Here is a 12,132-nt window from a genome sequence, read left to right on the forward strand (position 1 = left end):
CAGGCCTGCAGGGTGCGGCTATCCCTCTCGAGTCAGGCGCAGCAGCCCCTCCGGGTCGTAGAGGGTGAGGCAACTGCCGGGCCGCAGCCGGTCGGGGAAGACCACCAGATTACGGGCCCCCTCGAGCCGGGCTGAGGGAACCCACAGCGCCTCGACCGTGCCCAGCCCGTGTGCGGCCTCGCCCAGCTCCTGGGTGAGCACCCCCTCCCCCCGCTGCTGCTTCAGCAGCCACTCATCCCCCAGCTCTTGCGGGTCGGTACCCAAAGCGCCTTGCACGCCGGGGTCGTTCAAGTCCAGCACCGCTTGCAGGGTGTAGTCGATGCTGACCAGCACCTTCGGTGGCCCCTTGACCCCCACCAGGCGATGGTCGCTGAGTTTGAGCATCTGTACCTCGGCCAGCGCGGTGGCCGGGGTGTCGGCCAGGTAGAGCGCCCCGAACACCCCCTTCTTGTTGTAGCGCCCTCCGTGCTTGAGCGCCCCCTCGACGGACAGCGGGCTGGCCATGTACCTCAAGCCGGTCAGGCGGTAGGCCGTACCCTGGGCAGGCCAAAGAACGAGGCCCCGCAGGGCCTCCTTCAGCTCCTGCCCCCGCTTCACAGCGGGCTGCCCTCTTCCATAGCCGCGACCAGGGCCTCGACCGCTGCGAAGTCCCCCCGATGCATGGCCTTGTAGGGGGCCACGCCCCCCAGGGCGGGGTGAGGGGCGTGCAGCCAGATGCGCACGTGCCCCATGCTGCCGTCGAACTCCTCCAGCAACCGGAGGACCAGACTCACCAGCTCGCCCAGCTTGCCCTGGAGGTTCTTGGAGTCGGGGTTGGCCCGCAGGCCCCGGGGGGTGTAGCCCAGCACCTCGGCCATCTCCGTAACGCTCAGGCCCAGCGCTTTCGCCAACCTCAGCGCGTCGAAGCGTCCGCTTTGGGGATTGTGGCCCTCGAGCAGGGTGTGACGCAGCGCGGGGATCATGGCTCGAGGCTAGCATTATTCCCCTATTGCGTCAAATTTCATTCCCTTTATGTTCCTTTCCGCGCCCGACCACCGTGGAGAGCCCGGTGCGCCGGGCCACCTCCTGGGGGCTCAGGCCCTGCTCGAGCAGCTTCCGCACTGCCCGCCAGCGCAGCGGCACCAGCAGCCCCTCGCGCTCGAGCCCCGCCAGCGCCTCCAGCCGCTCGAGCAGCCCGTTGAGGGTGTCGGCGCCCAGCGGCCGGCCCAGCCCGCCCCGCTTGTTGGTCATGCGCACGAAGAGGTAGGGGCTGCCCAGCGGCTGCCCCGCGAGCACCACCTCGCGGTCGTCGAGGTAGGCCTCCAGCGCCCGGGCGGCCGCCTCGGAGAGGGGTACCTCGCGGGCCTTGGCCCCGCGCACCCGCAGCACCCGCCGCGCACGGTCGAAGTCCGCCAGGCGCAGCGCGAACAGCTCGGTCGCCCCCACCGCCGCCTCGCCCAGCAGGTAGAGCACCGCCACCCCCAGCCGCCGCAGCGCGCCGGTGGGGTGCTCCTGCGCCGCCCGCAGCAGCCGGGCGAACTCCGCGTCGGAGAGGTGGGGCCGCGAGCTGAGGTAGCTCGGGCGGGGCGGGAAGTCGAGGGGGGGCACCTCCAGCCCGGCCCACTCGATCACCGCCAGCACCCGCCGCAGGCTCCACCACCAGGAGTACACCGTCGCCGGGCGCCGCAGGGGCCGCTTGGCCAGCGGGGGCTGGCCGCGCTCGACCAAGGCCCAGAAGGCCAGCAGGTCGCCCCGCTCCAGGGCCGGCCAGCGCCGCCCCTGCTCCTTGAGCCAGTAGAACAGGCTCTCCATGGCGCGCTGCAGGTTGGCCTCGCGCCAGCCGAAGAGCTTGGCCGCGTAGGAGAGCGCCTCGCCGAAGGCCGCGCGGTCCCAGCGCCCCAGCGCTCGCTCGACCCACTCCCGGCGGGTGTCGGGCTCGTCGAAGGGGGAGGAGGGCAGTAACATAACTTGAATATACCCGTAAACATAACAGGGCGCTACCGCCCAATACCGGGCCCCTCCCCTCCCTGTTGCCCTGGGTGAGCGCTTGCGCCCGCGCACGCGCATGCGCAACGAGGGCCGTGAAGAGGAGGAGGCGGGGTGGGCTTGGGAAGGGCGCCCTTATCTAATCCTCCGTCATCTCCTATAAAATAATAATATATCACCAATAGAGGAGGCGATGGCCATGCACGAGGCGCACGACGGGAGGTCGGCGGGGGGCTGGCGGGTGGTGGAGCGGCGCGGGCGGAGGCTGCTCCTGCGGCGGTGGATCCGGGTGGGCTGCCGGGGGCACTACCTGTTGCAGGAGCTGGAGGTGGCGCGCGAGGAGTTGCCGCGCTACGGGCTGAGGGGTTGAGCCGGGGAACACGGGGGCGCGCGGGAAGGCGACCCCCTCCGCGTGGCCGGAGCCGTCGGACCACACCTGGCGCAGCCGCACGGGGCTCAGGCCGCGCCGGACGCCTGCGCCGTGCGGCGGCAGCAGCGCTGGCTGGCCCGCCCGCTGCCGCACCAGCACGGCGCCGAGGGCCGGGTGGTCCGCAGGAGGGTGGACCGGTCGTGGGGGGCCTGGTCGCCCAGCCAGTCCTGCGGCCTACCGCCCTGCTGCGCCCAGAGCACGTGCTTGGCCAGCCAGATCGCCGCCCACTCCAGGATCTGGGCCCCGGTGGCACCCTCCCAGGTCCACAAGCCCTCGTGCGGCGCGAACACGCACGCCGCGCTGCGCGGGCTGCCCGCCGGGTGTGACCGGGCGCTCAGGAGGTGAGGGTGGTTGGGGAATGCGCCTTCGTCGACCCTGGGGTACTGCACGTACACGTGCGGCACTGCAGGCAGCTCCGGGTAAACCAATTCCACCCGGTAGGGGACGTAAAGCCCGGGCCGGGCGACGACACCGCCTTTGGGCGGCACGTCGGCGGTGGGAAAGAGGGCCCCGTATGGGCCCACCCGGAGGGGCAGGTCACGCTCGAAGTGCGCCGCGAGGAGCCCGACCTCGGCGTGCGGGGTGAGCGGCTGCAGCCAGCCCCGCCAGTAGCGGTAGGGATGCAGGGAGTCGGGCCAGACCACTGAGGTCACCGCCACGAGGCGCTCCCCGGGGGAAAACCCCGGGAAGCGAGCCCGCAAGGCATCCTCCTCCCGGCGCCACCGGCCCGGGTCCTGGTGGTACCAGGGGACCCGGGCGGGGCCCTTGAGGAAGAGTGCGGCAGCCGGCGGCTCCACCCTCAACTCCCGAAGGGGCGCGGCGGGGTCATCGCCGGCAGGGACCCGGGGCCGCGCCCGAGGGGGTGCCTTCGCACTCGTCGCCGCGCAGTTCCCGGCGGTGGAGCTCGCTGGCCCGAGGGTCGAGCAGGCGCACGATGTCCCCGTCGTTGTTCAAGCGCCAGTTGGCCCCGGTGAAGAGGTGGTAGACCCCGTGGGGGTCCGGCCCGCTGCGGCCGTGCCCGGCGTGGACCACCACCGGCGTGCCGGGGACCAGCTTGAAGCCCTCGGGGAAGCGGTGCAGGGCCTCCCAGCGGCCGCTGGGGAAGACCCGGTGCTGCAGTTCGTGGCCGCCGAGGTCGCCGGAGGGGCCCACGATGACCTCGACCCACTCGCCGGCGCGGTCCTGGCCGCGGTCGTTGCCGGGGGGGTTGGCGCAGACGCGCCCGATGCGGTGTTGTTCCATACGAAAAGACCTCCATGGCTGCCCAGGGTTCGCCTGGACGGATCGAGCCTGATGCCTTGATTCGCAGGGCCCCAGGGGTTAGCCTTGAAGGGCAACATGCAACCAGGGGCCTGCGGGCCTCGCCGGGGTGCGGCCTGAGTGCGAGTCAGGCCGCACCCTTCTTCGGGGTAGGGGGTGGGCGTGCCAACTCCACGCGGTCCATTGTATCACAAAGATGCCAAGATCTTCATGTTACATAATTGGCATTTATCCGATATGAAAGGGTATCTATACGCTACTATAGACATAGACATATCGGTACACTTATAATCAATATCGCGGTGACTGCCGCGAACCGAATAGATCACGAAAGGAGGGTCAATATGACCCTGGGTTTTCGCCTCAAGGAGCGCAGGGAGGCCCTCGCGCTCACCCAGGAGCAGGTGGGCCGGGTGCTGGGAGTCTCCCGCGAGCTGGTCGCCCTGTGGGAGAGCGGCGAGCGTGTCCCGGGCGCGAGGCAGCTGGACGACCTGGCCCGGCTCTACCGCGTCAACCGCGGCTACCTCCTGGGGAAAGAGGATCTGGATCGCAAGGCCGAGCGGGAGGTGCTCTACCGGGGCCTGCCCGACGACCTGAAGATCCGCGACGAGGTGGAACGCTGGCTGGACTTTCTGGACGAGTGGGCCGAGCTGCTCGAGGTGCTCGAGGTGCCCCTGAGCGGGCCTGGACGCCCCCCGAAGCCCCTGGCGGAGAAGGAGCCTGTCACCGACCTGCGGCGCGTCTCGGCCCTGGCCGAGAAGACCCGCGACCACTACAAGCTGGGGCTGGACGCCCTCCCGAACCTTTACGCCTTCCTGGACGAGAAGGGGGTGCTGGTCTACCGGGCCCCGCTGGGGCCGCTGGGGGAGGGGGGGGTTGGGATCTCCGGCGCCGTGTACAACCACCCCGCGCTGGGCTTCTGCATCCTGGTGAACGCCAACACCTCCCCCGGGCGGCAGGTCTTCACCCTGGCCCACGAGTGGGCCCACGCCCTCTTCCACCACCAGTCAGGCGGGATCGTCTGCCGCATGGGCGATTACGACGCCAAGGAGCGCTTCGCCGACGCCTTCGCGGCCCACTTCCTGGTCCCGGGCAAGGAGCTGCGCCGCCTGGTCGAGGACGAGCGCGAGAAGGGGGGCCTGGACGCCTACAAGGTGCTGCGCCTGGCGGCCTACTTCCGTGTCAGCTACGCCACCGTGCTCAACCGGCTCCTCGACGAGAAGCTCATCAGCACCGAGCAGCACCGGCTGTTCCGGGGGTACAGCCCCTCCGCCATGGCCCGGGCGCTGGGGCTGGAGGAGGAGATGTTCCGCATTCCCGAGCCCCACCCCCTCTTCCTCGAGCGCTACCCGGTGTCCGTTCTGGAGCAGCTGCGCCGGGCCCTGCAGGCCGACCATCTGACCCCGGCCCAGGCGGCCGACCTCCTCAGGGTGGACGTCACCACCGTGCGCGCCCGGCTGCTGGCCGAGCCGCCCAAGGCCAACCCCCTCGAGGCAGGCGAATTCGATGAGCTGCCCCAGGTCGCCTAGAATGGTTACGTGGACGTAAGGCCCGACCCCGAAACCTCCCTCGCCCAGCCTTGCATCGCGGACACCAGCCTGCTCTCCAACTTCGTGCACACCGGCTACGCCTATCTGCTGCACCGGCTCCTCCCGGAGCCGGTGCTCCTCTCGCCCACGGTGCTCGACCCCGCCGAGGTGCTTCTGCCGCGCCCTTACACCCAGGCGCTGCGCTCCGAATTCCTGCGGCCGCTCCACATGGCGAGCCTGCCGGGCTACGAAGACTACCAGGCCGCCGCCCCGCTGATCCAGGGGTTCGCGCTCGGGAGTGGCCACCTCTGGCGACCGGTGGAGCTCACCAGCCAGGAGGCCGCGCTGGCCTACGAGCTGAGCGAAAAACGGGCCTGGGATCGCTGCCGGGATTCGCCGGGGCGCTACCGGCGCCGCAGGGTCGGCCCCGGCGAGGCCGAGGCGGCCGCGGTCGCGGTCTGCCGCGGGTGGACGCTCCTGGCCGATGATCAGGCCATCATCGACCTCCTGCGCTGCCTGTACCCCCAGGTGCCCGTCGTGCGCACCTGTGCGCTCCTGCAGGCCGCGGCCCGGTCAGGGCACGTCCCCTGCGCGGAGGCCGCGCACCTCTTCAACGAGGTGCTCCCGGGGAGGGGCTTCTACGTCCGGAAGGGGGAACAGGTGCTGCGGCTGCGCTGCAGTCCCCCGCGCTGCGCGTGGGAGGGACCGTCGTAGGGTGGAGGTCCCGGTCATGAGCAACACCGACCCTAGCCCCGAGACCCCCTCCTGCGCCGCGGGCGAGCTCGCCGGGGCCTTCCGCCGCCTGGTCGAGGCCCGCCGGGCGTCGGTACCGCCGCTGCCGGAGGGCCTCGAGGCCCAGTACGAGTTCCTGGGTCTCCGTGCCGACCGGGTATGGTCAACGCAGGCAGTCGTCGAGCACCTCTACACCGAGCTGAAGAGGGTACTCTGGTGGGACGGGCCTGAGGGCATCGGCTACGGCGAATGGGGCAAGGCCGTGCAGCAGCTGCTGCTTGAACACCTTGTCGAGGGGCAGGACCTGGATCCCTTCCTGCTGGCCGACCACCTCAAGCCCCGCTGGCCCGAAGGGCAGCGGCTACGGCCCCTGTCCTCGCCCTCCTGGGCGGAGGGGCTTAAGCTGCTGGTCTACCGCAACAGCCTGATGGATGCCGACCCAGGCCGTCGTCAGTCGGCTACCTACAACGCGGCCCGGGTGCTCGCCCAAGCGATCCGCCGATTGCGGAACCGGGGATACGTGGTCGAGGTGCGCGACGCCCGCGCGTACCTCTCCCTCGAAACCTGGGCCACCGCCTCGCAGGATCTGGAGACCCAGCTGCAGAGGTACAAGGCGATGCTGAGGGAAGCGGAGCGGGAGGGGCTGCTCGATCAGGTCTCGCAAGACCGGGTGCTCTTCCTGAGCCTGCTATCCGGCGCCCGTAACAGCCACCAAGCACTGCACCTGCTGGAGAGGCACCGGCGGCTGCTGTGGTCCGACCCCTCGTGAGGTGCGGCCGTCTCCACCCACGCCAACTGCGCCGCTGCAATTCCCGGCCGCCGAGGGGTTGGGGGTTTGAGCCTTGTGGCCTCACCCCTACCCCGACGGCCCTTGCGAGGGCTGGCTGGGCTCGACCTCAGCTCTTCGCCCTAGCGCCCGGCGCCCTGCAGCGCCAGCAGCAGTTGCTGCTTGATGGCCACCACGGTGGGGGGGTGGTCCAGCAGCAGCCAGCGCTCCTGCTGGCGGGCGATGAGGTAGCGGTCGTCGGCCAGCAAAAAGCCCCCGCGCACCCGCCCCGGCAGCAGCCGCAGGCTGTAGCGCGCCCCCTGTAGCCAGGCCAACGCGCCCCGGTCGGCCTCTCCCGTCACCACGGTGAGGCTCTTGCCCGCCAGCAGCCGCTCGAGCCCGCCGAAGGGCGGGGTGGATCCGACCAGCAGCAGGCTCTGGGTGCGGTAGGCCACGAAGCGCTGGACCTCCTCCTCCCGGCCGAGCACCTGGGCGTGCGGCCGGAAGTCGCCGCCGAGGGGGAGGGGCGCCTGGGCCCGCGCGGGGAGGGAGCCCGGTGCCAGCGCCGCCAGGGCCGCCAACAGGGCCCCCCACTGCCGCAGGCCGCCCCTCACGGCCGCACCTCCTTGGCCTGGGACTGCAGGGCCGCCAGCGCGAGGGCCTGGCGCAGGGCCTCGGCGCCCCCCTTGGGCATCTCCACCACCTGCACCTGCGGGTCGTCGAAGTCGCCCCTGGCGGACAGCAGCACGTAGTCGTGGCGGTAGCCCCGCACGAGGAGCACCCCGGCGACCCCCCTGCCCCCGACCTCGAAGGCGCGGCTGTCCTTGTGGCCGCCGTAAAGCCCCAGCTGGGCCCAGCCCTGCTGGAACAGCCCGCCCACCCGCGCGCCGTCCACCGCGTAGAGCCGCAGTTGCACCGGCGCGACGGCGTAGCACAGCCCCGAGCAGGAAGGGGGGTAGTGCCCCTGGTTGAGGTAGCCCCGCACCAGGTAGTCCCGCAGCACCGCCCGCACGGGGTCGGTCAGGCCGGTGACCAGCCCCTCGACCGACATGGGCTCGCCCCCCACGACGTCGCCCGCCAGGCCCTTGACGTAGTTGGCGGCCTCGGCCTCGCGCCACAGCAGGCGGGGCAGATCGGCGGTGGCCCAGGGGATGAACACGGGCACCCGGGCCTGGGCGGTGAGCTCCTCCCCCGCCACCGCCCCGCCCGACCGGTAGCAGACCTGCGCCCGCAGGGTGAAGGTGTGCATCCCGTTGTCGGCGGCCTGGAGGGGGCCGTAGGCCAGGGTGCGCTCGAGCACGGCCCCCGCCCACAGGTCGAGCAGGCCCCCGCGCTCGTCCCAGCGCCGCTCGGCGCGCACGCTGAGGCTGGCCTGCAGTGCCCAGCCCTCCACCCGCGCCCGCAGGGTGAGCACCCCGGGCGCCCCCAGACCCTCGGGGCTCGCGCTGAGGCTGGCCGCCGGCCGCTTGGGGAGGCTGGGCACCAGCGCGGCGGGCAGCGCCGCGCACCTCGCCGCGAGGTCGGCCGGGGCCTGGGCGGCGGCGGAAGCCGCCGCGAGGACGAGCGGAGCCAGTAGCCGCAGCGCCCGCCGCATCAGCGCACCTCCTTCTGGCGCCGCGAGGCCGCCTCGACGAGCTCGATGGCGGTGAGCAGCAGCGGCTTGAGCGACTCGGCCAGCGGGCCCTTGGGCTCGAGGAAGAGGTCGTTGCCCACCACGAAGTACAGCTTCTCCCCGGAGGGGCCGCGGAAGTAGGCCAGCGGCAGCCCCAGCCCGGTGAGGGTCGACAGCGCGTCGCCCTGCTCGCCGCCGCTGACCACCTGCACGTGCGCGCGCAGCCGCTCCTGCTCCCAGCCCGCCAGGGAGGGGCGCTCGCGGGCGTCGACCACGATCTTCACCCGCGGCCAGCCGGCCGCCTCGCCCGCGAAGCGCCGGGCCAGCAGGTCGTAGGCCCACGACATGCGCACGGGCGGGCCCAGCAGCAGGGCCTCCTGGGCCTGCTCCACCGCCGGGCGGTACTCGTTGTAACCTGCCGGCCACAGCGCGTCGGCGGGCAGGGCGCAGGTGATCTTGAGCGCGCACAGCCCCTGACGCACGAGCGAGTAGACCCGGGCCAGCTCGTCGACGGGGTCGGCCAGGGCCAGCGGGGTCAGGGCCAGCAGGGACACGGCGGTCACGACGATGTTTCGCACGCACTCCTCCTAGCGCAGCAGCACGCGGTAGAGGGCGTCGGCGTCCCACGCCGGGCCGCCCGGCACCCCCAGCCCCGGGGTGCCGGCCACCCGGGGGATGCGGTAGCCCTCCGGCACGCTCACCCACGACCAGTGGGTGCGCTCGAGGGCGTAGGGCAGGAAGTAGGGGGCCACCGGCCGCAGGCGCGGCAGGTCGGGCTGGGGGATGAGCCACGGCTGCTGCAGCACGATCTTGAGCTTGACGGGCACGTACCAGTAGCCCACCACCCGCTGGGCCTGGGCCAGCGCGTACTCGCCGGGGACCCAGCGGGCGGTGAGGTCGGGCACGGTGCCGAAGGTGAGCTGGTTCCACGCCTGGAAGAAGCTGGCGTAGCCGAAGGCCTCCTGGATGAGGGGGTGGCTGGGCGGGAAAAAACGCTTGAGCTGCTCCAGGCGCCACAGCCCCGGGGCGTAGGGCTTCTGCACGCCCGAGAGCCCCGAGGTGGCCACCGCCGCGCGCAGGGCCTGCTCGAAGAGGCCCTCGGCGCACCCCGCCACCGCCTGGCACAAGGGCCCGGCCACCCCGGCCAGCGGGCCCACCCGGCTGAGGGCCAGCAGGCTCTGGCCGTAGTAGGGCAGGCGCAGCCCGTCCTCCGGCTGGGGCAGGCGGGCCTGGCGCACGGCCTGCAGGATCGCCTGCAACCCGCCGCTCAGCCGCGCAGGGTCGGGCGCGAGGTCGCCCACCGCGGCGACGACCGCCCCCGTCCCGCTGAGGTGGGCCTGCCAGGCCAGCGGGGCGAAGACCTCGAGGGCGCCGGGGTTGACCCGGGGGGCCAGCGCCTGCAGCACCTGCTGCTGGTACTCCGCCCCGTAGCGCTTGAGGCCGTGGTCGATGGCCCGGCGCACCACCTCGGCGGCGTGGTCCTCGTTGAACCACAGCGGCTCGTCGGGGTAACCGGGGGTGCACCAGGAGAAGCCGATGAAGTCGAGCTCGAGGCAGAAAGGCGGGATGGCCATGATGGGCACGAACTCCACCGACAGCCCGTCGCAGAAGTCGGCGGCGGGCACCTGGGGCAGGGGGAGGTAGAGGTCGAGGCGGTGCAGCCCCGCGCTGGCGGGCGGCGTGGTGGGCAGGGGCGCGGGGAGGGCGGAGGGCAGGAAGGACTGGGCGGTCTCCAGCTGCACCGGCGGGGGGGAGGCGTCGAGGTCCCCCAGGCTCAGGCCCAGGCTGCAGTAGGCCAGGCTCAGCGCGGGCTGGTTGAGCGCGGTCTGGACCCGCCAGAAGTAGCGCTCCTCGAAACGGGCCCAGGCCCGGCGCAGGTCGCGGGCGACGGCCTGGGTGGCCTGCAGGGTGGAGTAGGGCAGCCACCACTCGTAGCGGCCGCAAGGGGATTGTCCGCCGGCACAGGCCTCGAGCAGGCTCTTGCGGGTCAGCACCAGGTAGGGCCAGTGGCCCTGCGGGTTGAGCTCGAAGCGCTGGTCGGGGAAGGAGTAGAGGTAGTCGTCGGCGGAGAAGTCCTGGGCCATCGCCGGGCTGACCAGCGCCAGCGCTAGCACCAGAGCCAGCACCAGGGGGCGCGGGCCGCCCCTGCGGCGTGCGGGCCTCCCGCCGCCTCCGGCGGCGTCCCGAAGGGGATCGTCCACGCTAACCCCCAGTGCTCAGAGCGGCGGCGTTGAGGGTGCGGCGCACGACGAAGGTGCGGGGGGACTCCCCCAGCTCCACCAGCGTCCACTCCAGCTCCAGCTCACCGGGCGCGACGTCCTTGACCAGGATGCTCCCCGCCTGCACCGCCTTGGGCTCGAGGATGGCGCTGGCGGGCAGGCGGCTGAGGCTGAAGCTCTTCTCCCGCCCGGCCTGGCGGATCACCAGCCGCGCCACGTCGGCCGCCACCCGCCGGGGCGAGAGGTTCTCGAGGCTGTAGTTGATCACAAAAACCCCACCGCCCGCGAGGGTCTGGGCCCCGCTGACGCGGGCGAGGACCCATTCCTCCCGCGCCCCCATCCCGGCGGCCGGGGTGGGAACATCGGCCCGGTCGGCCGAAGGCTTCGCTCCTCCCCCGGGGGCCTCCTTCTGCCCCGCGGGCCCGGCCCGCCCCTGGGGGTCGTTCCCACTCGGTGTACCGGCGTCAGCCGGTACCGAAGGGGATCGTCCACCGCCCGTCTCGGGCGCGCCCGTGGGCAAGTAGCCCGCCAGGCGCGAGGCCTGGATGATGTAGGTGCGGTTGTACAGGCCGCCGCCGATGCGCACCGTGAACTGCTGCGGCCGCCCGCCGATGAGGAGCGTCAGCCCGCTGACGCCGCTGGTGGCGCTGGTGTTGAGCTGGATGACGTTCTTGGACAGGCGGGTGATGGTGACGAGCTCGGGGCGGCCCAGGGTGCCCAGCTCCACGTAGTCGTGGGCGGAGATGACGGTGTTGAAGCCCTGGACCACCTCGACGGTGGCGGGAACCCGCTCGATCTCATCCGAGTAAAGCATCTTGTAGCTCTGGGCCAGCCCCAGGCCCAGCAGGACGACGGTCACGAGCCATCGCTTCATTGTTTCCTCCTGTCGAGTAAATTCATAGCGCTGATTATAGCCAGGGGCCCCCGGCCCCGGCGGGCGTGGATGAGAAGGGCGGGGCCTGCCCCTGCCCGGGGCTAGCGGGCGCGCTGCTCGCCCTCCAACCGCAGGTAGACCCCCAACACCCCGCTCGCCAGCACCCCCTCGCCCCCGAGGAAGCCGCCCCGCTGCAGGCGGGGGTCGTAGGTCAGCGACAGCTGCCAGGGACCCCACGGCGCCCAGCGGCCCATGGCCAGGCTGCCCAGCACGAAGGCCACCCCCCGCGCGGAGGAGAGCTCGGGGCGCTCGGCCCCCACGCTGCCGCGCGGGGCGAGGAACTGCCCCTGCAGGCGGGGGTTGTCCTCGTCGAGGTTGAGGCTGGCGTCGGCGTTGCCCTGCCCCAGCACGATGCTGCCCCCCAGGCTCAGCACCGCCAGGCGGTTGGCCGCGGCGAGGTCGTCGCAACGCGAAGGTAGCAGGCGTTCGCCGCTGCGGCCGCCCACGAAGGCGCAGGGGCTGCGCTCGTAGACCAGGCTGCTCACCACCCGCACGTCACCGGCGGCCACCAGCTCCACCCCCACCCCCTCGGCCACCGCCCGGCCGAAGGGCCCGCCCTCCAGGCGCTCGACGCGCCCGTCGACCTGCACCCGCAGGCGCACCGCCCCGCAGGGTCAGGGGCCCCAGGAGGTTTTCCATGCCGGCTTGAAGCCCCAGGCTCACGCCGAAGGCGGGCGTGACGGAG

General features: G+C 72.3%; 15 protein-coding genes. 4 read left to right on the top strand and 11 right to left on the bottom strand.

Annotated features, from left to right (window positions below; all coding sequences use genetic code 11):
• Positions 1-18: 18 nt before the first annotated feature.
• From Mrose_RS16265 to Mrose_RS16275, 3 genes are read right to left on the bottom strand one after another with little or no spacing between them, the layout of a single operon-like run.
• Positions 19-597, bottom strand: coding sequence for an RES family NAD+ phosphorylase (locus Mrose_RS16265; RefSeq protein ID WP_119280053.1), 579 nt, complete (start codon positions 595-597; stop codon positions 19-21).
• Positions 594-962, bottom strand: a complete 369-nt coding sequence (locus tag Mrose_RS16270; RefSeq protein WP_119280054.1) for an antitoxin Xre/MbcA/ParS toxin-binding domain-containing protein — start codon at positions 960-962, stop codon at positions 594-596. Before Mrose_RS16270 ends, Mrose_RS16265 begins: the two co-directional genes overlap by 4 nt.
• 31 nt (positions 963-993) lie before the next feature.
• Positions 994-1,944 carry a tyrosine-type recombinase/integrase gene (locus Mrose_RS16275; protein WP_119280056.1) on the bottom strand — a complete coding sequence of 317 codons (951 nt, stop codon included), beginning with the start codon at positions 1,942-1,944 and terminating at the stop codon, positions 994-996.
• Between the two features lie 220 nt (positions 1,945-2,164).
• Between Mrose_RS16275 and Mrose_RS19010 the strand changes: the two genes are divergently transcribed.
• Positions 2,165-2,335 carry a hypothetical protein gene (locus Mrose_RS19010; RefSeq protein WP_157202961.1) on the top strand — a complete coding sequence of 57 codons (171 nt, stop codon included), beginning with the start codon at positions 2,165-2,167 and terminating at the stop codon, positions 2,333-2,335.
• 86 nt (positions 2,336-2,421) lie between these two features.
• On the opposite strand, the gene Mrose_RS16280 is transcribed toward Mrose_RS19010, so the two are convergent.
• The gene (locus tag Mrose_RS16280) at positions 2,422-3,096 is read right to left on the bottom strand and encodes an SEC-C domain-containing protein (RefSeq protein ID WP_182482877.1); all 675 of its coding nucleotides are present in this window, start codon (positions 3,094-3,096) and stop codon (positions 2,422-2,424) included.
• 124 nt (positions 3,097-3,220) lie between these two features.
• On the bottom strand, positions 3,221-3,637 hold the full coding sequence (locus Mrose_RS16285) for a lamin tail domain-containing protein (RefSeq protein ID WP_119280060.1): 417 nt from the start codon (positions 3,635-3,637) through the stop codon (positions 3,221-3,223).
• A 362-nt stretch (positions 3,638-3,999) separates the two neighbouring features.
• On the opposite strand from Mrose_RS16285, the gene Mrose_RS16290 reads away from it, so the two are divergent.
• The 3 genes from Mrose_RS16290 to Mrose_RS16300 are packed head-to-tail and all read left to right on the top strand — an operon-like array spanning position 4,000 to position 6,685.
• A complete protein-coding gene (locus tag Mrose_RS16290; RefSeq protein WP_119280062.1) occupies positions 4,000-5,184 on the top strand; it encodes a helix-turn-helix domain-containing protein in 1,185 nt (394 codons plus the stop codon).
• 9 nt (positions 5,185-5,193) lie between these two features.
• On the top strand, positions 5,194-5,898 hold the full coding sequence (locus Mrose_RS16295; protein ID WP_119280064.1) for a hypothetical protein: 705 nt from the start codon (positions 5,194-5,196) through the stop codon (positions 5,896-5,898).
• Between the two features lie 16 nt (positions 5,899-5,914).
• A complete protein-coding gene (locus Mrose_RS16300; protein WP_119280066.1) occupies positions 5,915-6,685 on the top strand; it encodes a hypothetical protein in 771 nt (256 codons plus the stop codon).
• Between the two features lie 140 nt (positions 6,686-6,825).
• Here Mrose_RS16300 and Mrose_RS16305 read toward each other — a convergent pair whose 3' ends face one another.
• The 6 genes from Mrose_RS16305 to Mrose_RS16330 form a co-directional block, all read right to left on the bottom strand.
• A complete protein-coding gene (locus tag Mrose_RS16305; RefSeq protein WP_182482878.1) occupies positions 6,826-7,296 on the bottom strand; it encodes a hypothetical protein in 471 nt (156 codons plus the stop codon).
• Entirely contained in the window at positions 7,293-8,276 is a 984-nt protein-coding gene (locus tag Mrose_RS16310; protein WP_119280067.1) for a hypothetical protein, read from the bottom strand. Before Mrose_RS16310 ends, Mrose_RS16305 begins: the two co-directional genes overlap by 4 nt.
• On the bottom strand, positions 8,276-8,872 hold the full coding sequence (locus Mrose_RS16315) for a hypothetical protein (protein ID WP_119280069.1): 597 nt from the start codon (positions 8,870-8,872) through the stop codon (positions 8,276-8,278). Before Mrose_RS16315 ends, Mrose_RS16310 begins: the two co-directional genes overlap by 1 nt.
• A gap of 9 nt (positions 8,873-8,881) precedes the next feature.
• A complete protein-coding gene (locus Mrose_RS16320; protein ID WP_245970000.1) occupies positions 8,882-10,495 on the bottom strand; it encodes a hypothetical protein in 1,614 nt (537 codons plus the stop codon).
• A 1-nt stretch (position 10,496) separates the two neighbouring features.
• Positions 10,497-11,387 carry a hypothetical protein gene (locus Mrose_RS16325; protein ID WP_119280071.1) on the bottom strand — a complete coding sequence of 297 codons (891 nt, stop codon included), beginning with the start codon at positions 11,385-11,387 and terminating at the stop codon, positions 10,497-10,499.
• A gap of 101 nt (positions 11,388-11,488) precedes the next feature.
• On the bottom strand, positions 11,489-12,049 hold the full coding sequence (locus tag Mrose_RS16330) for a hypothetical protein (protein WP_119280073.1): 561 nt from the start codon (positions 12,047-12,049) through the stop codon (positions 11,489-11,491).
• Positions 12,050-12,132: the final 83 nt, after the last annotated feature.

Source organism: Calidithermus roseus, from assembly GCF_003574095.1.
GTDB lineage: Bacteria > Deinococcota > Deinococci > Deinococcales > Thermaceae > Calidithermus > Calidithermus roseus.